The 22,573-nt window shown below is 69.2% G+C and carries 18 protein-coding genes; 5 read left to right on the forward strand and 13 right to left on the reverse strand.

Going from position 1 to position 22,573, the window contains the following annotated elements; genetic code table 11:
- Positions 1–4 precede the first annotated feature (4 nt).
- The 3 genes from D7X99_RS18720 to D7X99_RS18730 are packed head-to-tail and all read left to right on the forward strand — an operon-like array spanning position 5 to position 4,279.
- Entirely contained in the window at positions 5–709 is a 705-nt protein-coding gene (locus tag D7X99_RS18720) for a hypothetical protein (protein ID WP_121778960.1), read from the forward strand.
- Positions 706–2,754 carry a response regulator gene (locus D7X99_RS18725; RefSeq protein WP_121778961.1) on the forward strand — a complete coding sequence of 683 codons (2,049 nt, stop codon included), beginning with the start codon at positions 706–708 and terminating at the stop codon, positions 2,752–2,754. The genes D7X99_RS18720 and D7X99_RS18725 overlap by 4 nt, the downstream gene beginning before the upstream one ends.
- Positions 2,747–4,279, forward strand: coding sequence for a response regulator (locus D7X99_RS18730; protein ID WP_121778962.1), 1,533 nt, complete (start codon positions 2,747–2,749; stop codon positions 4,277–4,279). Before D7X99_RS18725 ends, D7X99_RS18730 begins: the two co-directional genes overlap by 8 nt.
- 19 nt (positions 4,280–4,298) lie before the next feature.
- Here the strand turns inward: D7X99_RS18730 and D7X99_RS18735 are convergent, their stop codons facing one another.
- From D7X99_RS18735 to D7X99_RS18770, 8 genes are all read right to left on the reverse strand, one after another.
- On the reverse strand, positions 4,299–4,664 hold the full coding sequence (locus D7X99_RS18735) for a helix-turn-helix transcriptional regulator (RefSeq protein ID WP_120580991.1): 366 nt from the start codon (positions 4,662–4,664) through the stop codon (positions 4,299–4,301).
- A gap of 343 nt (positions 4,665–5,007) precedes the next feature.
- Positions 5,008–6,426 carry a TolC family protein gene (locus D7X99_RS18740; RefSeq protein ID WP_121778963.1) on the reverse strand — a complete coding sequence of 473 codons (1,419 nt, stop codon included), beginning with the start codon at positions 6,424–6,426 and terminating at the stop codon, positions 5,008–5,010.
- Entirely contained in the window at positions 6,426–7,658 is a 1,233-nt protein-coding gene (locus D7X99_RS18745) for an ABC transporter permease (RefSeq protein ID WP_121778964.1), read from the reverse strand. Before D7X99_RS18745 ends, D7X99_RS18740 begins: the two co-directional genes overlap by 1 nt.
- Entirely contained in the window at positions 7,655–8,401 is a 747-nt protein-coding gene (locus tag D7X99_RS18750) for an ABC transporter ATP-binding protein (protein WP_121778965.1), read from the reverse strand. The genes D7X99_RS18745 and D7X99_RS18750 overlap by 4 nt, the downstream gene beginning before the upstream one ends.
- 72 nt (positions 8,402–8,473) lie before the next feature.
- Positions 8,474–9,814 (reverse strand): efflux RND transporter periplasmic adaptor subunit, encoded by a 1,341-nt coding sequence (locus D7X99_RS18755; protein ID WP_121778966.1) that lies wholly within the window; start codon positions 9,812–9,814, stop codon positions 8,474–8,476.
- A gap of 45 nt (positions 9,815–9,859) precedes the next feature.
- Complete coding sequence (locus D7X99_RS18760) at positions 9,860–11,296, reverse strand: HAMP domain-containing sensor histidine kinase (RefSeq protein ID WP_121778967.1); 1,437 nt, start codon at positions 11,294–11,296, stop codon at positions 9,860–9,862.
- Positions 11,293–12,030: a response regulator transcription factor gene (locus D7X99_RS18765; RefSeq protein WP_121778968.1), complete on the reverse strand. Its 738-nt coding sequence runs from the start codon at positions 12,028–12,030 to the stop codon at positions 11,293–11,295. The genes D7X99_RS18760 and D7X99_RS18765 overlap by 4 nt, the downstream gene beginning before the upstream one ends.
- 216 nt (positions 12,031–12,246) lie before the next feature.
- Positions 12,247–13,737, reverse strand: coding sequence for a long-chain fatty acid--CoA ligase (locus D7X99_RS18770; protein WP_121778969.1), 1,491 nt, complete (start codon positions 13,735–13,737; stop codon positions 12,247–12,249).
- Between the two features lie 189 nt (positions 13,738–13,926).
- On the opposite strand from D7X99_RS18770, the gene D7X99_RS18775 reads away from it, so the two are divergent.
- Both D7X99_RS18775 and D7X99_RS18780 read left to right on the forward strand, forming a co-directional pair.
- Entirely contained in the window at positions 13,927–15,108 is a 1,182-nt protein-coding gene (locus D7X99_RS18775) for an AAA family ATPase (RefSeq protein WP_199756350.1), read from the forward strand.
- Positions 15,105–15,698, forward strand: a complete 594-nt coding sequence (locus D7X99_RS18780) for a DUF4276 family protein (protein ID WP_121778971.1) — start codon at positions 15,105–15,107, stop codon at positions 15,696–15,698. The genes D7X99_RS18775 and D7X99_RS18780 overlap by 4 nt, the downstream gene beginning before the upstream one ends.
- Before the next feature lie 49 nt (positions 15,699–15,747).
- On the opposite strand, the gene D7X99_RS18785 is transcribed toward D7X99_RS18780, so the two are convergent.
- The 5 genes from D7X99_RS18785 to D7X99_RS18805 all read right to left on the reverse strand — a co-directional run bounded on the left by D7X99_RS18785 (position 15,748) and on the right by D7X99_RS18805 (position 22,314).
- Entirely contained in the window at positions 15,748–17,733 is a 1,986-nt protein-coding gene (locus D7X99_RS18785) for an alpha/beta hydrolase (protein ID WP_121778972.1), read from the reverse strand.
- 131 nt (positions 17,734–17,864) lie between these two features.
- Positions 17,865–18,920 carry an alpha/beta fold hydrolase gene (locus D7X99_RS18790; protein WP_121778973.1) on the reverse strand — a complete coding sequence of 352 codons (1,056 nt, stop codon included), beginning with the start codon at positions 18,918–18,920 and terminating at the stop codon, positions 17,865–17,867.
- A 45-nt stretch (positions 18,921–18,965) separates the two neighbouring features.
- On the reverse strand, positions 18,966–20,540 hold the full coding sequence (locus tag D7X99_RS18795; RefSeq protein WP_121778974.1) for a long-chain fatty acid--CoA ligase: 1,575 nt from the start codon (positions 20,538–20,540) through the stop codon (positions 18,966–18,968).
- Between the two features lie 40 nt (positions 20,541–20,580).
- On the reverse strand, positions 20,581–21,576 hold the full coding sequence (locus D7X99_RS18800; protein WP_121778975.1) for a 3-oxoacyl-ACP synthase III family protein: 996 nt from the start codon (positions 21,574–21,576) through the stop codon (positions 20,581–20,583).
- Positions 21,577–21,585: 9 nt separating this feature from the next.
- The gene (locus tag D7X99_RS18805; RefSeq protein WP_121778976.1) at positions 21,586–22,314 is read right to left on the reverse strand and encodes a TetR/AcrR family transcriptional regulator; all 729 of its coding nucleotides are present in this window, start codon (positions 22,312–22,314) and stop codon (positions 21,586–21,588) included.
- Between the last annotated feature and the right edge of the window lie 259 nt (positions 22,315–22,573).

The following is a 22,573-nucleotide window of genomic DNA, read 5'->3' on the forward strand; positions in this document are numbered from 1 at the left end:
CGCCATGCCGCACGTGAGCCTCCAGGTGGAAGCGCGGACCGCGTTCCTCGCGTCCAACTCTGTTCAAGCTCTGTACGAAGACCCGTTCTGGGCCGCGCGCTACGGCATCCAGCGCGCCCGCCGCTTCGGTGACGAGGACGCCGTCTTCCACGTGCGCTACCTCGTGCAAGCGCTGGACGCGGCGCGCCCCGCCATCCTCGAGGACTACGCGCGCTGGCTGCGCACCCTGCTCGTCACGCGCGGCATGTGCTCGCTGCATCTGGATCAGCACTTCGATGGGCTCGCCCGCGCGCTCCAGGCGGAGGGCTTCGGCCCGGACTCCCTGCCCCACACGTACGTCCAGTCCGCCCGCCAGGCCCTGCGGTACAAAGACGGCCCGGCCCACGCCGTGGAGTCGGACATCGCCGGCATCATCAGCGCGGCCGTCCGTCGGTTGGAGGGTGCGCTGCCGCCCGGAAACCGCCTCCGCCTGGAACAAGAGCTCCGCCTCCAGTTGTCCTATCTCTCGGATGCGCTCGCCCTGGGTCGCGAGGACCTGTGGAACGCCCATCTCCAGTGGTACGCGGGCTTCTGGCCCCAACGGGGACTGTCCCCCCTGACCCTTCCCCACCTCCTGGACGCCTTGAAGGCGGCCCTGGCGGACGGCCCCCCCGAAGCTCGGACGTTGCTCGCACGGATGCCCGATTCGTGGGAGGAGACCCACTCATGATGAAGGAAGATGACCGCGCCTCCGGGATCTTCGAATCCCTCAGCCGCGAGCTGGCTTTGGCCTGCGATGCGCAAGGCACGGTCGTCTGGCGCGACGAGCGCGCCGCGCGCCTCCTGGACGTCAAGCCAGGCCAGACGCTGAAGAGCCTGGCGAGCCACGGCAGCGAGAGCAAAGTCGAGAAGCTGCTCGTGCAGGCGCGCGACGAGGCCGTGGACAGCTGGGAGCTCATCCTCCAGAGCCATCACAAGCCCGCGACGTTCGCCTTCCGCGCCCGGCCGCACGAGGGCGGCATCGCGCTGGTGGGCAGCCTGGTGCCGGAGGACTACGGCGCCGCGCTCACCCAGGTGAGCACCACGCTGGGCGAACTGTCCGCGCTCCACCGCGAGACGGAGCGCCAGCAGCACGAGCTCAAGCGCCGCGCGGAGGAGCTGTCCCGCCTCAACCGCGATCTGGAGGAATCCAACAAGGGCGTGCGCACCCTGCACGCGGCCCTGGATGAGAAGGCGGAGAGCCTCCAGCGCGCGTCCGAAATCAAGAGCCGCGTGGTGGCCAACGTGAGCCACGAATTCCGCACGCCGCTGCACTCCATCCTCGGCCTGTCCAAGGTGCTGCTCAACCCGCTCAACGGCAGCCTCGAGCCGGAGCAGGAGAAGCAGGTCCAGTTCATCCGCGGCTCCGCGGAGGCGCTCTTCGAGCTGGTCAACGACCTGTTGGACCTGTCCAAGGTGGAGTCCGGCAAGACGACGCTGCGCCACACCCGCTTCGTCGCGTCCGACCTCATCAGCGCGATGCGCGGCATGACGCGTCCCCTGCTGGCGACGGACTCGACGGTGGCGCTCGACTTCGAGGAGTCGGCGGAGCCCCTGGAGCTGGAGACGGACGAGGCCAAGCTCAGCCAGGTGCTTCGCAACCTCATCTCCAACGCGCTCAAGTTCACCGAGTCCGGCTCCGTCACGGTGTCCGCGGCCCGGGGCCCGCGCGACACGGTGGTGTTCTCCGTGAAGGACACGGGCATCGGCATCGCGCCGGAGAACCACGAGCGCGTCTTCGAGGAGTTCATCCAGGTGGACAGCCCCCTGCAGCGGCGCGTGAAGGGCACCGGCCTGGGCCTGCCCCTGGCGCGCAAGCTGACGGAGCTGTTGGGCGGCACGCTCACCGTGAAGAGCCAGTTGGGGGAAGGCGCCACCTTCCTCATCACCCTGCCGCGCGTCCACCCGGAGGTGTCGGAGATGACGGGGCTCACCCAGCGCAGCGAGTCGCTGGACCCCGCGCGCGCGCCGGTGCTGGTGCTGGAGGACGACCGCCAGACGCTCTTCCTCTACGAGAAGTACCTGGCGCGCTCCGGCTTCCAGGTGCTGCCCGTGCGCAGCGTGGAGGAAGCGCGCAAGGTGATGCAGCGCGTGCGCCCCGCGGCCATGGTGCTGGACGTGATGCTGGAGGGCGAGACGAGCTGGAACTTCCTCGCGGAGATGAAGAACGGGGAGCAGACGCGCGACATCCCCGTCCTCGTCGTCACCGTGACGGACCGCGAGCAGAAGGCGCGCGCCCTGGGCGCGGACGAGTTCTGGCTCAAGCCCGTGGACGAGGTCCGCCTGCAGAAGAAGCTGACGGCGATGGCGCGCACCGGGCCGGTGGAGCGGGTGCTCATCATCGACGACGACGACGTGCACCGCTACCTGCTCAAGCAGCTGCTCAAGGACACGCAGTTCCAACTGCTGGAGGCGGCCAATGGCCGCGAAGGCGTCCGCATCGCCCGCGAGCACGCCCCCCACCTCATCTTCCTGGACTTCGTGTTGCCGGACATCACCGCCTTCGACGTGCTGGACGAACTGAAGGCGGATCCGCGCACGCGCGAAATCCCCATCATCCTGCACACCTCCCACCAGTTGCAGGAGTCGGAGCGCCTGCGGCTGGCGCGCGAGACGTCCGCCATCCTGGCCAAGCACACGCTCAGCCGGGAGGTGGCCATCACCCGCATCCGCGACGCGCTGTCCAAGGCGGGGCTGGGGAACCGGGAGCTGCGCGAAGGGAATCCCCGTGGCTGAGGAACAGCGCCTGGCAACGGTCCTCAACGTCAACGACGACGAGGCCAACCGCTACCTGGTCAACCGCATCCTGGAGATGTCCGGCTACCACGTGCTGGAGGCCGCCACCGGCATGGCGGCGCTCCTCATGGCGGAGGAGCACCGCCCGGACGTCATCGTGCTGGACGTGAAGCTGCCGGACATCAGCGGCTATGAGGTCTGCGCGCGACTGAGGGCCAACTCGGCCACGGCCTCCATCGCGGTGATGCACACGTCCGCGACGTTCGTCACGCCGGACAAGAAGGTGCAGGGCCTGGAGGGCGGCGCGGACGCGTACCTCACCCAGCCCTACGAACCCTCGGAGCTCATCGCCACGGTGCGCTCGCTGTTGCGCCTGCGCCACGCGGAGCAGCAGGCCCGGCTGCGCACGGATCAGCTCATTGAAATGGACCGGCGCAAGGACGAGTTCCTGGCCATGCTGGCCCACGAGCTGCGCAACCCGCTGGCCGCCATCATGACGTCCATTGGCATCCTGGAGCGCAAGGGGCCCTCGGACACCAAGGAAGCGCGGATGCACGGCATCATCCAGCGCCAGACGCACCACCTGGCGCGGCTGGTGGATGACCTGCTGGACGTCAGCCGCATCACCCGGGGCAAGGTGGAGCTGCGGACGGAGCCGGTGAGCCTCACGGCGACCTTCCAGCAGGTGCTCGCCATCCTGCGCCCCCGCGTGGAGGCCCGAGGCCTGAAGCTGGAGGTCCACCTGCCGCGCGCGCCGCTGTGGCTGGAGGGCGACGCCACGCGCCTGGAGCAGGTCTTCACCAACCTGGTGGACAACGCGGCCAAGTACACGGACGAAGGCAGCGTCAGCGTGGAGCTGTTCCAGGAGGGCGTGGACGGCGGCGCGCAGGCGGTGCTGCGGGTGAAGGACACGGGCATCGGCATCCCGCCGGAGAAGCTGCCCGCCATGTTCGAGCTGTTCGCCCAGGCGGACACGTCCCTGGAGCGCTCGCGCGGGGGCCTGGGCATTGGCCTCACCCTGGTGCGCACGCTGGTGCGGATGCACGGCGGCACCGTGGAGGCCACCAGCGGCGGCCCGGGCCGGGGCAGCGAGTTCGTGGTGCGGCTGCCCCTGCTCCCCGAAGACCGCGTCCCCCGGGCGGCCGGGACGAACCTCCTGGACGCACGGCGCGCGCGGCGCATCCTCCTGGTGGAGGACAACTCAGACGCGCGCCAGTCCATGCGCGACCTGCTGGAGCTGTGGGGTCACCAGGTGGCCGTGGCCCAGGACGGCTTGCAGGGCGTGGCCTTGGCCCTGGAGCACGCGCCGGACCTGGCGCTGGTGGACATTGGCCTGCCGGGGCTGGATGGCTACCAGGTGGCCCGAGCGCTGCGCTCGCGCGTGGGGCAGGGGCTGCGGCTGGTGGCGCTCAGCGGCTACGGCGACCCGGAGGCCTACCAGCAAGCCCTGAAGGCCGGGTTCGACGTGCACCTCACCAAGCCGGTGCGGCCCGCGGACCTGGATCGCGTCCTGTCGAACCTCTGAAAGCGGGAGTGAGGGGTGGCTACCGCCGCGTCAGCGCGTTGGCCACCAGTCCCAGCAGCTTCACCTGACCGGGGTCCAGCTGACGCACGCTGCGCAGCAGCCGGCGCACTTCCGGGCGCTCCGGCGTGGGCGGCGGGGCCTCGCTCGCACGCGACGGCGGAGCGCCCTGCGCCGCGAGTCCCAGCAGCTCGTCCGCGGAGACATGCAGCTCGTGGCACAGCTTCAGCAGGGTCTGGACGCTGGGGAGCATGCCGCCGCGCTCCAGGCGGCCGTATACTTCCGTGGCCACGTCGATCCGCTCGGCCACGTCGGCCTGCGTCAGCTCCATGCGGCCCCGGGCGACCCGTGCGGATGCGCCGATGGTGGTTGCGAGTTTCTTGTCCATGCCTTCGCTTGCCGACCCGAAACGTTTGGCCGACGGCATAGGACGTATAGAGGCAGACAGACAGAACTTGCCGGGTCAGCCTCCCATTGTTCACCCATAGGGTCGCTGCGCGGGAGGTGGACTTTCGGAGTCCGGGCAACCCCGACACCCATGGCTCTTTTGAGACGGAGCGCCCTCTGGAAACGGCCTCCGCGAAGTGCATCTCCGCGCGCTTCCGGGCTTGTCCGGAGGTGACCCAGGACGTTGGAGCCGCCGCTTCCTACGGTCTTCGAACGTCCTGCCGCCACTGCCACCCTTCAGGGTTGGCTCATGTTTTCAGTGCCGTCCAGATACACCGCTGCGACTACCGCGAGGCCAGGGTGGTCAGCTCCACCGTGCCCAGGGCGCGCGCCAGCTCCGCGCGGGAGGTGGCCAGGTCGTACGTCGCCTGCACCTGCTGGGCGGCGGCGTTGGAGAAGGCCACCTGCGCGTCGCTCACCTCGATGATGTTGCCCACGCCCGCGCGGTAGCGCCCTTCGGCCAGCCGCAGCCGCTCGCGCGCGTTCACCTGGGCCTCGTCCGCGGCGGTGAGCGCCTCGCGCGTGGCCACCACGTTGAGCCGGGCCTGCTCCACCTGGAGCCGCACCTGCTGCCGGAGCGCGTCCTTCTGCGCCTGGAGGTCGCGCAGGTTGGCGTTGGCCTCGCGCGTCTGCGCGTTGACGAGCCCGCCCTGGAACAGCGCCCAGCTCAGCTGGACGCCGCCCTGCGCGCTGAGCGTGGCGCCGTTGAACGGGTTCGCCCCCACGTCGGACAGGTTGCCCGTGGCGCTCAAGGAGGGCAGGTGGCCGGCCTTCGTCACCTTCACCTGTGACTCCTGCGCGGAAATCTGCCGCTCGCGCGCGGCGACGTCGGGGCGGGCCTCCAGCGCGCGCGTCACCAGCGCGTCCAGCACCTCGTCCTCGCCCGCGATGGCCGCCACCGTCACGTCCTGCACGGTGTAGTCGGTGGACGTCTCCACGCCCATGGTCTGGTTGAGCTGCGCCTTCGCGGTGGAATAGGCGTTCTGCGCGCGGATGAGCGCCACCTGCGCGTTGGCCTTCGCGGTGCGCTGCTGGAGCAGGTCAATCTCCGGCCGCGAGCCCACCTGCACGGACGCGTTCACCTGATTGAGCCGGGCCGCCTCGCTCTGGAGCGTCTCGCGCGCCACGCCCAGGAGGGCCTTCTGCGTGAGGACGTTGAAGTACGCCGTGCGCACGTTGCGCAGCGCGTCCTGGAGCACCTGCTGCTGCGAGTCCTCCTGCGCGCCCGCTGACTCCTTCGACGCGTTGTAGCGGCCCTTCGTCTTACCGAAGTCGTAGATGAGCTGGTTGGCGGCGATGCTGCCGCTGAAGCGCCGCGTGGAGTTGGACACCACGCCGGTGTCGCTGCCCGGCACGTTCTGGATGACGGCCCGGTTGCTGGTGCCCAGCGTGTAGCCAGCGTTGGCGCTCACCTGCGGCAGGAAGCTGGAGAAGGACTGATCCACCCGGGCGTACGCCGCGTCGGTGCTCGCCTGCGCCGAGCGCAGCGACGGCTGGTACTGGCGCGTCGCGGCCTCCGCGTCCGCCAGGGTGATGACGCGCCCCTCGGCGGCGGACATCGTCAGGGACTGCTGCACGGCCGGAGGCGTCACGGGCGTTGCCGTAGCCGGAGCAGGGGCCTGCGGGGTGACGGGCTGGGCCGCCTGGGCCCCCGCGACCATGGGCAGGACACACAACGAAAGCGTCAACGGAAGCGACCGCATCACTCGTACCTCAGTGCATCGATGGGATCCAACAGGCTCGCCTTGCGCGCCGGATACAGACCGAAGACGACCCCGACCAGGCCGCTGAACACGATGGCCAGCAGCGCGACGTCAGGACGGACCAGCATGGGCCAGCCGAACTGCGCGGCGAGCAGCTTCGCCACGCCCAGGCCCACGGCCGCGCCGATGATGCCGCCCAACACCGCCAGCGTCAGCGCCTCGATGAGGAACTGCGCCAGGATGTCTCGCGGCCGGGCGCCCACCGCCACGCGCACGCCAATCTCGCGCGTCCGCTCGGTGACGCTCACCAGCATGATGTTCATGATGCCGATACCGCCCACCACCAGCGACACCGCCGCGATGGCCGCGAGCAACAGGCTCAACGTCTCCGTGCTCTGCTGCTGGCCGCTGGCCACCTCCGCCAGGTTGCGCACGTCGAAGTCGTCCGCGTCGTCCGGCCCCAGCCGGTGACGCTCGCGCAGCAGGTTCGCCACGTCCACCTGGGCCTTGGCCGTGAGGTCCGCGCTCACCGCCTGCACGAACACCGCGCCGGTGATGTACGCGCCCAGGCTCTGCGCCTGCACCTGGCGGCGGAAGGTGGTGGCCGGCACGAACACCGTGTTGTCGAAGTCCTGGCCCACGGGCGACTGGCCCTTGGGCGCCGTCACGCCCATCACGGTGAAGGGCGTCTTGTTGATGCGGATGACCTGCCCCACGGGGTTGAAGCCCTTGCCGTAGAGGTTGTCCACCACCGTCTGGCCCAGCACCGCCACCTTCGCGCCCGCCTCGTTGTCCGCGTCCGTGAAGTGCGCGCCCTTCGCCAGGGTCCAGCTGCGCACGGTGAAGTAGTCCGTGGTCGTGCCGATGATGCTGGTGTTCCAGTTCTGGTCCTCGCTGAACACCTGCGCGTTGGAGCGCATCTCCGGCGCGGCGCCGCGCACGGTGGACACCTGCGTGCGCACGGCCTCCAGGTCATCCCAGGTGATGGTGGGCTGGCTGCCGAAGCCGCCTCGCGCGCCACCGGACTTGGACGAGCCCGGAAGGATGATGAGCAGGTTGGTGCCCATGGAGTCGAAGACCTTCTGCACGCTGGCCTTCGCGCCGTCGCCAATGGCGACCATGGCGATGACCGCGCCCACGCCAATGATGATGCCCAGCGCGGTGAGCACCGAGCGCGTCTTCGAGCGCAACAACGCACGCAGCGCCAGGACGAGTGTCTCCAGGATGTTCATGTCCCCACCTCCTCGGCGGGCACCACCGCCGCGTTCGGCGTCTGGCGTCTGTCGTTCACGATGCGCCCGTCCTTCACCACCACGATGCGCTGGGTGTACTCGGCCACGTCCGGCTCGTGCGTCACCAGCACCAGCGTCATGCCTTCCTTCTGCAGCTGCTGGAACAGCGCCATCACCTCCACCGTGGTGCGCGAGTCCAGGTTGCCCGTGGGCTCGTCCGCCAGGATGACGCGAGGCCGTCCCACCAGCGCCCGAGCGATGGCCACGCGCTGCTGCTGACCGCCGGAGAGCTGCTTCGGGTGGTGGTCCAGCCGGGCCCCCAGTCCCACGCGCTCCAGCGCCTCCTTCGCCCGCGCACGCCGCTCCTTCGAGGGCACGCCCGCGTAGAGCATGGGCAGCTCCACGTTCTCCAGCGCGGTGGTGCGCGCCAGCAGGTTGAAGCTCTGGAAGACGAAGCCCAGGGTGCGGTTGCGCACGCGCGCCAGGCCGTCGCGGTCCAGGCGGGCCACCTCGCGGCCGTTGAGCAGGTACTCACCAGAGGTGGGCCGGTCCAGGCAGCCCAGGATGTTCATCAGCGTGGACTTGCCCGAACCGGAGGAGCCCATGATGGAGACGAACTCCCCAGGCTCCACCGTGAAGTTCACGCCGCGCAGGGCCCGCACCTCCACGTCGCCGGACTTGTACACCTTCGCCACGTTGTTGAGCTGGATGACGGGGGGTGCCCGCTTCGTGTCCGCGTCCATCTGTCTGCCTCTGTCCCTTCCCCTGCCCGCAGTTCCTGTGATGATGTCTGTGATTGGAACGGCCGCGCGTGCCTAGAATCCGCCCCGGCGCCCGCCGCCCATGCCCCGGCCGCCGCTCCCACCACCGAGGGGGCTCGCGCCCGACGGAGCCGCGGAAGGAGTCGCGCCCGCCGCCGAGTTCGCGGCGGTGATGACGCGGTCGCCCGCCTTCAATTCACCCTCCACCACCTCCGTGAACGTGCCGTCCGTCATGCCGGTGCGCACGTTCACGGCGACGGGCCGCGGCTTCTGCTCCGGCTGGCGGCGCAGCACGTAGACGGTGCGCATGCCGGCCGGGGCCTGCTGGGCCGGAGCCTGCGCGGCCGCGTCCGGCGACGGCGCCGGGCGGTAGCGCAAGGCCGTATTGGGCACGGACAGGGCCTGGTCCTTCTGCTGCGTGACGATGGTCACGTTGGCGGTCATGCCCGGCTTGAGCTTCAGGTCCGGGTTCGACACGTCGATGACGGCCAGGTAGGTCACCACGTTCTGCACGGTGATGGCCTCGTTGCGGATCTGCCGGATGACGCCCTCGAAGGTCTCCCCCGAGAAGGCGTCCACGGTGAAGGTGGCCTTCTGGCCGGGCTGCAGCTTGCCCACGTCCGCTTCCGCGATGCTGGTGTTGACCTGCATCTTTCGCAGGTCCTCCGCGATGGTGAAGAGCACGGGCGCCTGGAGGGACGCGGCCACCGTCTGGCCCACGTCCACGCTGCGCGAGATGACGATGCCGTCCGTGGGCGACACGATGGTCGTGTACTTGAGGTTCACCTCCGCCTCGTTGAGCGCGGCCTGCGCCTGGGCCACCGAGCCCTCCGCGGCCGTCACCTCCGCCTGCCCGTTGGCGGCGGCGGACTCCGCCGTCTCCAGCTCGGACTGGGAGATGAACTGCTGGGCGCGCAGCTCGCGCGAGCGCACGGCCTGCTTCTTCGCCACGTCCGCGTTGACGCGCGCCTTCTGGAGGTTCGCGCGCGAGGCCGTCATGTTCGCCTTCGCCCGGTCCAGCGCGGCCTGCACCAGCTGCGGGTCGATGCGGGCGATGACCTGCCCCTTCTTCACCTGCGAGTTGTAGTCGACCATCAGCTCCTGGATGCGACCGGAGACCTGACTGCCGACCTGCACCGTCACCAGCGCCGCCACGGTGCCGGTGGCCGTCACCTTGGCCGTGAGCTTCCGGGCCTCGGCGGGGGTCGTGTCGTAGGTGACGGCGTCCGCCTGGTTTCCAGCGCGCATGCGCCAGAACACCCCCGCGCCCGCCACCACCAGGATCGCCAGGACCCAGGCCCAGCGCGGAATGCCACGCTTGCGACCCTCGTCCTCATCCAGCTCCACCGGCGCCAGGGCCGGCGCTTCCCGCGGCATCTCGCTCAAGGCCTTCATGCCCCTTATCTACGTTTTGAAATGTTTCGGCGAATCTCGTCTCTATTACGAAAGATGACCCGCGGCGAGGCGGCCATCCGGTGTGTCCGCCGCTCCCACTCCGGGGAGCACGATGCGCGCGGTGGTGCCCTGGCCCGGCTGGCTCTCCAGCGTGAGGCGGCCGTGGTGCGCATCCAGGATGCGGCGCACCAGCGCCAGCCCCAGGCCCACGCCGCCGGTGGTGCGAGCGCGGCTGCGGTCGGTGCGGAAGAAGGGCGTGCCCACGCGCGACAGGTCCTGCGCTTCGATGCCGATGCCCTGGTCCTGGATGTCCACCTGGAGTCCGTCGCCCGCCGCCCGGGCGTGCAGCTTCACGGTGGTGCCGGGCTCCGAGTATTTCCCCGCGTTGTCGAGCAGGTTGTCCAACACGCGCCGCAGCAGCACGGGGTCTGCCTCCAGCGCGGGCAGCGTGCCGTCCACCTGGACCTCCAGCCGGTGCGTCGGCCGGGCGGTGTGGAAGCGGGCGGCGGCCTTGTCGAGCAGCGCGTTCGCGTCCACGCGCTCCAGGCGCAAGGGAGGCACGCCGCTCGCGCCTTCCGTCACCAGCTCCAGGCGGGACGTGGTGAGCACGTCCGACACCAGGCGCTCCAGCTCGGACAGGTCCTCGGTGATGTCGGGCAACAGCTCGCGCGCCGTCTGCGCGTCGCCCTCCGCGGCCAGGTCCAGCGCCACGCGGATGCGGGACAGGGGCGTGCGCAGTTCATGCGACACGTTGGCGAGCAACTCCTTCTGCGAGCGCAGCAACTGGGTGATGCGGCCGGCCATCTCGTCGAAGGCCTCGGACACCAGGCCCAGCTCGTCCTTGCGGCGCAGGCCCGCGCGCACGTCCAGCCGTCCGGCGCCAAACGCACGCGCCGCGGACGCCAGCTTCTCCAGCGGGCCCGCGAGCGTGCGCGCGAAGACGACGGAGGTGATGGCGGTACACGCCAGCACGAGCCCCACGATGATGGCCGTCTGCCGGTCGCCGTCCGGCGGTGGCGGCGGAGGGGGCAGGGACACGGAGGCATAGACCTGGATGGGGCCCGGGTAGGGGCTCACCACCAGCATGCGGCCAGGGCCGCTGCCAGCCCCGGGGAACGGTCCGCGAGGGCCACTGCGGGTGACGCGCGAGCTGACGGCGGAGAGTTCCTCGGGCCCGAGCGGGGGCGCGGGGTCCGGCCGCGTGTTGCCGAGCAGCGTCCCGTCCGCGGCTCGCAGGGTGACGCGCATGCCCATGCGCTGCTGGGCGCGTTCGAGCGACGCCTGGAGCTCGGCGGGGGTGTCGCGCAGGGCGGACCACTCGTCGACGAAGTAGGACAGCTCGTCGTCGAAACGGTTGCGCCAGGACTCGTTGCGCAGGAGGTCGCGCGCGAGCATGAGCGACACGCCCACGAGGAGGATCTGGATGACTCCCACCAGGTAGATGCGGGGGAGCAGGCCCATGGGCATCCGGAAGAACTTCACGGCTCCGCCTCGGTCTCGGTGGCCAGCATGTAGCCGGCACCGCGGACCGTCTTGAGCAGGCGCGGGTTGCGCGGATCCACCTCCAGCTTCTGGCGAAGGCGGAAGATGTGCACGTCCACGGAGCGGTCGAACACCTCGTCCGCGCTGCCCTTCACCAGGTCGAGCAGCTGCTCACGGCTGAGGACGCGGCCAGCGCGCTCGGCCAGGACGCGCAGCAGGCTGAACTCGTAGGTGGTGAGGGACAGCGGCTTGCCGTCCAGGGACGCGCTCAGGCTGCGCGGGTCCAGCACCAGGCGGCCCGCGTGCACGGGGTGGCTGGTGGGGCCCACCTTGCCGCGAGCGCGGCGCACCTGGGCGCGGATGCGGGCGAGCAGCTCGCGCGACGAGTAGGGCTTGGGCAGGTAGTCATCCGCGCCGGACTCGAGGCCCAGGACGCGGTCGGCCTCCTCGCCGCGCGCGGTGAGCATGATGATGGGGACGTCCGTGCGGGTGCGCAGCTCGCGGCAGACCTCCAGGCCGTCGCGGCCGGGGAGCATGAGGTCCAGGAGGATGACGTCGAAGGTGTGGCGGGATGTCTGGAGGAGCGCGTCGGTGCCGGAGGCGGAGACGGTCACGATGATGCCGTGCTCCTGGAGGTAGCGGGCGGTGAGCCGCGCCAGGCGTTCATCGTCCTCGACGAGGAGCACCTGGATGGTGGCCTCCTCGGAGGTCGTGGGGCGTGGGGTCGTCTCCATGGGTCGGGTCTCCGCGAGGGATGCGGACCGGAGGCGACTGAGGGCCCGGGCTTCTCTCCGTTAAGTCCGGGCCCCGCGGTCCGCCTCCGGGCCGCGACCTGCAACCTCTCACCCCTACATTTCCAGGGGGCTACGGGCCCATGACGAAATATTACGGACAGGGGTCCGGCGGGTCATCCAGAGGGCTTCAGGGGGACGGCCGCAACGGACGGAAATTCAGGGCTCGCCGTCCAGCCGGGTGAGCGCCCGCCGGTCCACCTTGCCCGCAGGGGTCCGAGGCAGGGCCTCCAGCAGCCGCAGCGTCCGGGGCAGCTTGTAGCGGGCAAGCCGGCCCGAGCAGAAGGCGCCCAGCGCCTCCAGGGTGGGGGCCGCACCGGGTCGGGGGACGACGAGGGCGCGGGGGACCTCGCCCCACTTCGGGTCGGGGACGCCGATGACGGCGACCTCGGCGACGTCGGGGTGGCCGGCGAGGACGCTCTCGACCTCGGAGGGGTGGATGTTCTCGCCGCCGGAGATGATGAGGTCCTTGGCGCGGCCCTCGATGCGGAAGAGGCCCTGGGCGTCACGGGAGCCCAGGTCGCCGGTGTGGAGCCAGCCGTCCGCGAAGGCGCGGGCGGTCTCCTCCGGGCGGCGCCAGTAGCCGGCGCACAGGTGGGGGCCCCGAAGGAGCAGTTCGCCCACGTCACCGGGGCGCTGTTCGCCGTCGATGCGCGCCTCGACGTGGAAGAGGGGCACGCCGACGAAGCCCGGGTGCGTGCGCATGACGGCGTCGGGGAGGAAGAAGTTGTTGGGCCCGGCCTCGGTGAGGCCGTAGCCGGTGCGGAAGGGAATGCCACGGGCGAAGAAGCGCTCGAAGACGGGAGCGGGACAGGGAGCGCCGCCGCTGATGAGCAGCTTGAGTCGGGAGAAGTCCACGGCCTCGAAGCGAGGATGCTGCTGCATCTCGATGAACATGGTGGGCACGCCGAACACGAGGTTCACGGAGCCCGAGTGGATGAGGTCGAAGCACTGCGCCACGTCGAAGGACCGGCACACGACGGAGGCGCCGCCAGCAAGCACCAGCGGCAGCGTGAAGACGTTGAGGCCGCCGGTGTGGAACAGGGGCGCGTTGAGCAGCGCCACGTCGTCCTGGGTGAGGCCCCAGCTGACGACGGTGTTCACGGCATTGGCGGTGAGCGAGCCATGCGTGAGCACGGCGGACTTCGGAAGCCCGGTGCTCCCACCGGTGGAGCACAGCACCCAGGGAGCATCCGCCTCCAGTTCGATGGAGGGCAGCGCGCCGGTCAGGGCCTCACGGGAGCAGAAGAGCGGATCCGCCAGGGAGACCCACTGCGCCGGAAACCGGGAGCGCAAGGCGTCGACTTGAGCGCGGAACTCCGGCCCGAAGCAGACGACGGAGGGGGCGACATCGGAGAGCAGGCCGTGGAGCTCCTCCACGCCCAGGCGCCAGTTGAGCGGCTGGAGCACGGCGCCCAGCTTGGCGCAGGCGAACACGAGGTCCAGCGTCTCCACGCCGTTGGAGGCCAGCACGGAGACGCGGTCCCCCGGGCCCACGCCCAGGCCGCGCAGCAGCAGCGCGGTCCGGTGAGCGGAGTCATTCCACTCCGCCCACGAGATGCGCCGCCCACCCCGGAGCGAATCAACGAGCGCCGTGCGCTCCGGGGCGAGCGAAGCCCGCCGGGCCAGCCAGTCGTGGACGATGGGCATGCGGCTCCAGGCTAGACCACGATGCGATTCCTGCATCGGATTCTGGCTACTCGATCTGGTACCAGATCTACCCCTCCTACGAAGCTACTGGCACGATGCAGCGCCCGCCGCACTGCTGGAGAACGTCCGATGCCTTCCGCCGAGAGTCCCGGGACGTCCCCTGCCAGTCCACCTGGAAGTCGGGCGCCCTTGCTTTCGCGTGTGACCCTGCGCGACTTCCGCAGCATCGAGGCCTGCGATGTAGCCCTCGGACCTCTGACGTTCCTCGTAGGCCCGAACGGCTCCGGCAAGAGCAACTTCCTGGATGCATTGAGGTTCGTCACGGATGCCCTGCGGACCTCGCTGGCTCAGGCGATCCGAGATCGAGGCGGAGCCTTCAGCCTCATGCGGCGCTTACCTGTCGAGACCGAACAGTTCGGGATTCGCCTCGACTTCCAGCTCCCCGATGGCTCCAGTGGCCACTTCTCCGTCAGCATCGCTTTTCGCGGCCCTGGGATGACGACCTACCTGGTGCAGGAAGAGGAATGCGTCGTGGGCGCGGCGGAGTACCACGTCCGCGCGGGTACTCTGCTCCGCAAGCCGGCACCAGTCTCGCCGCCCGCGTCGGACGACCGTCTGTATCTTGTCAACGCGTCAGGCCTGCCGGAGTTTCGCCCCGTCTTCGACGCGCTCTCGAACATGGGGTTCTACAACCTCAATCCAGAGCAGCTTCGAGCGCCCCAAACACCCGACAACGGGGACCGCCTTGCCCGTGACGGGACCAATCTTCCAAGCGTCTTGGCGCACCTGGGGAGCAAGGCTCACAGCACCACGAAGCAGCGCATCGATGAGTATCTCGGTGCCATCGTGCCGGGCTTGGTGGAGGTGCTCTCAATTCGCATGGGCCATGTGGAGTCGCTCAAGTTCATTCAGCGTTTCGAGAGCGCCCAGGAAGACTACGATTTTTCGGCCTTCGAGATGTCCGACGGTACGCTCCGGGCCCTGGGCATCTTGGTCGCGCTGTTCCAGACGCGGGCCGCACCACGGATCCAACTCGTGGGCATCGAGGAGCCCGAGATCGCACTCCATCCTGCGGCAGCGGGTGTCCTGAGGGATGCACTCCGCGAAGCATCCCAGTACGCCCAGATCATCGTCACCAGTCACAGTCCAGAGCTGCTGGACGACCCCAGCATCCAAGCAAGTGAAGTTCTCTCGGTGGCATCGGAGCAGGGCCGCAGCATCATCGCGCCCGTCGATGCAGAGACCCGGTCCGCACTCAAGGACCGCCTCTACACCGCGGGCGAACTGCTGAAGGCCAATCAGCTTGCTCCCGACCGGCAGACTGTTCCCGCTCCGAATGACCTCAAGCTCTGGGAGCACGGCACCGAATGAAGCTGGGGCTCATCGTCGAAGGCCATGGCGAAGTCGCCGCTGCGCCCATCCTCGTCAGGCGCCTGACGCAGTGGCTTGCACCCGGGCTCCATCCCGAGGTCCTTCTCCCGCATCGCATCCCACGAGGCCAGCTCGTCAAGGAAGACGAGCTGAACCGAGCCATCGAACTGACGGCCCGGAAGGTGGGCAATGAGGGCCGCATCCTCGTCCTTCTGGATGCCGACAAGGACCTGCCATGCGTACTCGGGCCACGACTCCTGACCTGGGCACGGGCAAAGCGTCCTGATCGACTCATCTCCGTAGTCGTCGCAAAATGTGAATACGAAGCGTGGTTCCTCGCGGCGGCCGAGTCCCTGAGCGGCCACCGAGGCCTTCCCTCCACGCTACGGGCTCCATCCGAACCCGAGCGCATCCGCGATGCGAAGGGCTGGCTCGGCAACCACCTGCCCAGCGGCTACAGCGAGACCATCGACCAGCCCAAACTGACCAGCGTCTTCGACCTCGATGCCGCCCGCCGCGCGGACTCCTTCGACAAGCTCGTCCGGGACATGTGCACGCTGCTGGGAGTCCCCATCCCGCCGCGCCCCTGACCCGCGAAGCACGGGCGCGCGGAACGCGCCCGTGCCTCACGTCACGTCATCAATCCCGCGAAACGAAGTGCGTGGAGATCTTGTTCCACACCGCCGGGGTGATGCCCATGCTCAGGTGGTCATAGGCCATGCCCTCCTGCTTCGCGTCGGCGGTCTTCTTCGCGGCCGTCCAGCCCTGGGTGAGCTGGGTCATCGCCGCGATGCTCGCCTCGAAGAGCACGCCGTCGCTGCGCAGCGTGGACGTGGTGGACGTCATGCCGTCCGTCTCGAACGGGGTCGCCCCGCCCGTCGTGCCGTACAGCACGTAGAGCGACGGCAGGCGCGAATCCACGCCGTGCTCCGCCAGGCGCGTGATGAACTTGCCGCCCATCTCCATGGCCGCCGCCATGCCCAGGCCGTCCATGATGCGGTACTTGCCGTACATCAGCGAGTCGTACGCCTCACGGTTCATGTTCGTGTTGTACGCGTGGAACGCGAAGCACGGCGAACCCGCCGGGTCGAACGCCGTCGTGCGGCACACGCGGTGGTCGCTCGACTGCATGTAGCCCGCGGCGATGAACGGGTTCAGCGGGTTGTAGATGAGCTTCGTGTCCAGCCAGGGGAAGTAGCGGTTCTCGTTCGGATCGATATTGTCCCACGCGGACGCGCTGCGGTCCGGAATCGGGTACGTGCCGCGCAGGTCATACGCCGCCTGCAGCTGGCCCGGGTACGCCGTCACGTACTTGCCGCTGTCGTTCACCGCGCCGAAGAGGCTCATGTTGTAGTCGTCGAACTTGAACGACGACGCGGACAGGCCCTGGTTCGTGTTCAGCGTCTGCAGCGTGCTCGCGGACACCGGCGTGCCCGTGCTGCTCAGACCCGTGATGTTCGACAGGTAGATGCGGCGGAAGTAGTCCGGCCACGTGCCGCCGGAACCCGCGCACACGCTCTCCGCGTAGGGATTCTTGAACCAGGGCACGTCATACCCAAACGTCACGCACTGGAACGCGGAGAAGTACGTCCACGGCATCGGGCCACGGCCCACCGGCGCGTTGGAGGCCGTGCTCGCGATGGTCAGCGTGTGGATGGGGTGGCGGAAGTTCAGGTCGATGCCCTTGTGCGGGCCGGACAGCGGCACGTACACGCGCACCGAGTCGTCATACGCCGGCACCTGCGACGCCTGCTCCTTCGCCAGACGCTCGAAGAACCGCGTCGTGCTGAAGCCGCCCCACGTCGCCGCGTTCTCCAGCCAGGGGTCCACAGCCAGCACGCCCTTGCTCCACGCCACCACGTCCACCCGCGCCACGCCCGGGTGCAGCGCCTTCACGCGCTGCACGGCGTTGGCCACGTGGATGGCGTGGTTGAAGTTGTCGCCGTGGAACGAGCCGAACGTCACCGCGTACACGCAGCGGCCCTTCGACTCCAGGTCCTGCACCATGCCCGTCAGCTGCGCCGCGCCGCCGTAGGTGCCGCCCGAACCGTTGTTGCCGTTGGGGAACATCCACACGTTCGCGTCCTGGATGGCGCCGTGCACCAGCAGCGTCGGCGTCAGATTGACGTTACAGGTGCGCGCCGCGGTGGCCCGCCCCTTGTGCAGCAGGACGAAGCGCGCCTCCGGCTTGGTGGGGCCAGGCGTGGGACAGGTGGCCCCGGTCGTCGTGGCACAGCTGTTCCCGTAGTGGAGGTTGAACGCGTTCACCAGCTGCTGGTTCAGCGAACCGAAGTACGTCTTCAGCGGGTAGTCGCTGGACTGGAACGTGTCCTGGTCACGCAGCTTCAGCGTGCGCGGGTTGTAGTACTCCGTGCGGAAGCGCTGCTTGCCTTCCAGCAGTTCAATCTGCCCCCAGGACCACGTGGGCGGCGTGTACGTGCCCACCACCCGGTAGTTGCCGGTGAAGGTGGGGACGGCGTCGAAGTACGGGGCCAGGTCCGCGTCCAGCGGGGCCTCGGCCGTACCGACGGCCTCCTGCGCCTGGGGTGCTTCCGCGGGCGGCTCTGCCCCGCAACCTGCCATCAGCAATGCGGCCGTGAGCGACAAACTCCAGGTGCTTCGCATGCGGACCTCCGGTTGGGTGAAGGGTGCGGCGACAGCGGACTGCGACTGAGAGTGGACGCACGGGACACACGAAGGGCCCCAGGGTCGCCCCCCGGAAGGCCCTCGCGTGCATCACCGTGCGTCAGGAACGCCTAGCGGGCGTGCTCCCGCAGGAACGGGACGAGCAGGTCGTGGAACTCCTTCGTCTTCTCCAGGTGCGGGCTGTGGCCCGTGTCCGGGAGGACGACCTCGCGGTAGCGGCCACCGTTGGCCGCGTAGCGGTCCATCACCTTGCGCATCTGCGACACCATGGGCTGCGGCGGGTACTGGGCATCCCCGGGCCAGCCCGGCACCGCGCCCAGTTTGCCCAGGAAGCCGAAGTCGAACAGGGACGTGTCGGAGACGATGGCGTCGTCCGCGCCGCGGATCCACAGCACGTCCGGCCCCTTCGTCAGCGCCGCGAAGGTGGAGGTGTTGTAGTAGGCCGGCGCCATGGCGTTGTTCATGCCCGTGGTGCCCGGCGCCACGCCCGGCCAGTTCGCCGACTTCTCGAAGTTGCCCGGGTACAGCTCGTCCGACACGTGCGTATCCAGCACGGAGTCCAGGAGCATCTCCTCGTCCGGGTGGCGGAACGGCGGCTTCACGTAGCAGCCGTTCATCACGTTGCGCGGCGACGTCTGCGACTCCGTGGAGCGGTCCTTCGTCTTCAGCCGCTGCACGAAGTCCGGGTTGGCCGTGCCGCCACCGGAGCCCGCGAAGTCCGCCCAGCACGGCGTGCCGTCCGCGTCCTTCGTGCCACCGAAGCCATAGGGAGACAGCGGCGCCTCCACCACCAGGCCGGCCACGCGCTCCGGGTGGTCGATGGACAGCTGCATCACGATGCCCGCGCCCGCCGAGTGCGCCACGAACGCCGCGCGCTTCAGCGACAGCGTGTCCATCAGCGCCACCAGGTCATCCGCGAAGTCGCGCATGCCGCGCGTCGCGTCGATGGCCTTCGCCTCCGTGTGCCCGTAGCCGCGCATGTCCGGCGCGATGCCCCGGAAGCCCTCGGGCAGCGTCTTCATCAGCGACTCGAAGAACGCGGACGAGGAACAGTTGCCGTGCACGAAGATGACGGGAAAGCCGTCCTCGCCCACCAGCCGCGCGCGAACCCGGAGCCGCTGCGTGGGGATGTCCCGGATCTCGACCTTCCTGGATGTATCAGCCATGTGCGCGCTCCTGGTTGCGTTGCTTGAGAGAGGAAAATCCGTGCGTCACGAAGCGGCCCGCGCGTCAGCGGCGATGGCCGCCTCGCGCAGCTCGCGCTTGAGAATCTTCCCGGCCGGGGACACCGGCAGGGACTTCATCAGCTCCACCCGCTTGGGGACCTTGAAGCGTGCCACCCGGCCCTTGAGGTGCTCTAGCAGCGCGTCCGCCGAGGCCTCGGCGCCCGGCTTGAGCACCACGTAGGCCCGGCCCGCCTCGCCCCACTTCGCGTCCGGCACGCCCACCACCGCGCACTGCTGCACGGCGGGGTGCTCGTAGAGGACGGACTCCAGCTCCAGCGGGTACACGTTCTCTCCGCCGGAGATGAACATGTCCTTCTTGCGGCCCGCGATGGTGAAGAAGCCCTCCGCGTCCACGCGCGCCAGGTCCCCGGTGTGGAACCAGCCGTCCGCGCTGATGGCCTCCTTCGTGGCGGCGTCGTCCTCGAAGTAGCCGGAGCACATGGAGGGCCCCTTCAGCACCAGCTCCCCCACCCCGCCCACCGGCACCGCGTGGCCGGCGTCGTCCACCAGCTTCGCGTCGATGAAGTAGTTGGGCCGGCCGATGGAGCCCGCCTTGGACACCGCGAACTCCGGCCCCATGCTGAAGATGCCCGGGCCGAACTCCGTCATGCCGAAGCCCTGCTTGAAGGGCACCGGGTGCACCGCCTGCCACGCCTGGAGCAGCGGCACCGGCAGGGGCGCCCCACCGCTGGTGACGAAGCGCACGGAGGAGAAGTCCGTCCCCTTCCAGCGCGGCGAGTCCATCAACTGCTGGTACTGCGTGGGCACCGCGAAGAAGAGCGTCACCTTCTCCTTCGCCACCAGGCCCAGCATCTCGTCCGGGTCCCACCGGCGCATCAGCACCACGGTGCCGCCCACGGTGAGCAGGGGCAGCGTGTAGACGAGCAGCCCGCCCGTGTGGAACAGCGGCGTGTGCGTCACCGTCACGTCGCCCTGACGGATTTCATGCACCAGCGTGTTGAGCGCGTTCCACGCCACCATGCGGTACGAAATCTTCGCGCCCTTGGACCGGCCGGTGGTGCCGCCGGTGAAGAGCAGGCAGAGGATGTCCTCCTCGCTCACCGCGTCGTTCGTCACCAGAGCCTCCGGAGCCTCCGGAGCGGCGGGCGCGTACGCCATGGCCTGCTCGTACGGATCCGCGCCGGGCAGGCCCCGAGCCTCCAGCGCGACGAGACGCAGGCCGTCACCCACGTGCTCGCGCACCTGGGCCACCGCGTCCTTGAAGTCGTCTCCGAACAGCAACACGCGCGGGCGGATGGTGCGCACGCCCTCCGTCAGCTCCGCCGCGTGCAGGCGCCAGTTGTAGGGCACGAAGACGGCGCCCAGCTTCCCGCACGCGAACAGCGTGTCCAGGTACTCCACGCCGTTGTGCGCGACGATGGCCACGCGGTCGCCGCGCTGCACGCCCGCCACGTCCCGCAGCCAGCCCGCGAGCGCGTTGGCGCGCGCGTTCATCCGCCGGTAGGTGAAGCGGCCCGTGTCCTTCCGGGCCACGTCCACCACGGCCACCGCTTCCGGCCAGTAGAGGGCACCCCGCCCCATCCAGTCCCCGATGAACATGCGAAGAACTCCTGTCTGAATGAGGCGGGGTATGGGGGGACTAAGCCGTCCAGCGGTAGAGGGCGGACGCCATGGCGAGGCCACCGCCACTGGCGCAGAAGGCGACCAGGTCGCCCTTCTTCACCTTGCCCTGCAACACCGCGTCGTCCAGCGTCATGGGGATGCAGGCGGAGCCCGTGTAACCCCACTTGTCCATCGTGTAGTGCGCCTTCTCCATGGGCTGGTTGAGCGCCTTCATCGTGGCTTCGATGGTGCGCAGGTTCAGCTGCGTGAAGACGAACAGCTTCACGTCATCCAGCGTCTGGTCCGCGCGCTTGAGCAGCGTGTCCAGCAGGATGGGCCAGCGCTCGGTGTTGAACGTGGAGGGGAACTTGCGCACGAACTGCACCGCGGGCTTGCCGTCCGTCAGCGCCAGCGTCTCCGCCGTGGCGGGCCGGTTGGTGCCGCCCGTGTAGATGCCCAGCGCGTCGTGGTACTCGCCGTTGGCGAGCAGCTTCGCGCCCAGGAAGCCCGGCTTGTCGGACGCGCCCAGCACCACCGCGCCCGCGCCGTCCGCGAACAGCGTGCAGGTCTTCTTGTCCTTCCAGTTCACGTACCGGGTCATCCCGTAGGCGCCCACCACCAGGATGCGCTGGTAGCTGTCGTCCGCCGAAATGGTCTTCGACGCCACGTCCAGCGCCGTCACCCAGCCCGCGCACGCGGCGTTGATGTCGTACGTGCCCGCGTTCACCGCGCCCAGCTTGGCCTGCACCACGGACGACGTGCCGGGGCTCAGGTAGTCCGGCGTGTCACTGGCCACGAGCACCAGGTCCAGCTCCTTGGGGTCCACCTTCGCGCGGGCCAGCGCCTCCTTCGCGGCGGCCACGGCCAGGTCGCTGGTGGCCTGGTGGTCCGCCATCACGTGGCGCTGCTTGATGCCCACGTTCTGCTGGAGCCACTCGTCCACCTTCTCGCCCAGGATCTTCTCCACGTCGGCGTTGGTGAGGAGCTTCTCGGGGACGTAGCGGCCGGTGGACAGGATGTTCGCGTAACGCATGACGGTGTTTCAGCTCCGGGGACCGCGTGACGGACGGCGGGAAGACGGCTTCGACTTCGGGGGGGCGGGCTTCGACGACTTCGCGGCTGCCTTCGGGGGGGAGACAGCCTGGAGATGGGTGCGCGCGGCGCCCGCGTCCGGGGGCAGGCCGTGGGTCAGGAGCGTCATCGCCGTGTCGAGCACGCGCTCCAGGCCCATGTCCTCCTCCCAGAGCACCCAGCGCATGCCCAGGAAGTCGCCAATGCCCATCAGGCAGTAGGCGAGCGCCTCCGGATCCATGCGGCGCACCTCGCCGGCCTCCATGGCCAGCGTGAGGCCGCGCACGTAGCCCTTGGCGAAGCGGTCGTAGTAGCGGCGGTAGCAGTCCGCGTCCACGAACTCCGCCTGCCGCACCACGCGGTAGAGGTTGGGGTGCTGGCGCACGAACTGGAAGAAGGCGCGCAGGCCCTCGCGCTCCACTTCCAGGCGCGTGGTGCACGCGACCGTGGACTCCGCGATGAGGCGGCGCAGGCGCGCGCCCAGCTCGTCCACCACCTCCACGAAGATGGACTGCTTGTCCGGGAAGTACACGTAGAAGGTGCCCAGCGCGACGCTGGCCTTGCGCGTGAGGTCCGCGATGGACGCGCGCTCGTAGCCCTTGTCGCCGAACACCGCCTCCGCTGCCTTCAACAACTTCTGACGCGTCCGCTGACCGCGCGGCGTGACGGGGACTCGTTCTGAAGTTGAAGGGCGATTCATCTTTCAGGACGGGTAGCACCCGGCCGACCGCCCTGTCAAAAGCGGATGGATGGCTCCCTGCGTCAAAGACAGACGCGGACGCGAGGCGTCAAACACCTCGCGTGGCGTCCTTCCGCCAGGCTGCCTGGAGACTCGGGAGGTCGGGTAGGAGACCTTTCGTCGGCATCAACCCTTTTGCATGCAAACGGACTTGCACTTCATGGCAGATGCATATAACTTCACCGTCGACTGCCGAGTCCGCTTATAAAAATAAGGTTTT

The sequence above is a fragment of the Corallococcus sp. AB032C genome, from assembly GCF_003668935.1.
Taxonomy (GTDB): Bacteria; Myxococcota; Myxococcia; order Myxococcales; family Myxococcaceae; genus Corallococcus; species Corallococcus exiguus.